The sequence below is a fragment of the Mesorhizobium salmacidum (SeqCode) genome, assembly GCF_037179605.1.
GTDB classification, from domain to species: domain Bacteria; phylum Pseudomonadota; class Alphaproteobacteria; order Rhizobiales; family Rhizobiaceae; genus Mesorhizobium; species Mesorhizobium salmacidum.
Genome location: NZ_JAPYKS010000105.1, coordinates 1 through 389 on the forward strand (window position 1 = coordinate 1; position 389 = coordinate 389).

General features: G+C 62.5%; 1 protein-coding gene. It reads left to right on the forward strand.

What is annotated here, in order from left to right; translation table 11 throughout:
• A partial coding sequence (locus O7A60_RS32190) for a CoA-transferase (protein ID WP_337109604.1) occupies positions 1–389 on the forward strand: 389 nt, incomplete at both ends.

Here is a 389-nt window from a genome sequence, read left to right on the forward strand (position 1 = left end):
CATCCCAAGACGCGTCTGCCCGGTGGCGGCGGCGCACCGGAGATCGCGACATCGTCGAAGGAGATCTACATCACCATGGCGCAGACCAAACGCGGCATGGTCGAAAAGATCGACTTCTTCACCTCCTTCGGCCATGGCGAGGGCGGCGATCACCGCCAGCGGCTTGGCATCGACACAGCTGGCCCGACATTGCTGATCACCGATCTCGCCGTCTGGAAGCCGGATCCGGTGACCAAGGAATTCACTGTTGTTTCGCTGCATCCCGGGGTCACCCGCAAGCAGGTGCAGGAGAGCTGTGGCTGGGTGGTTAAGTTCGCCGAGGCGCTTGACGAAACACCGGCGCCAAGCGAACTCGAACTCAAGACATTGCGCGACCTGCAGGCCCGCAC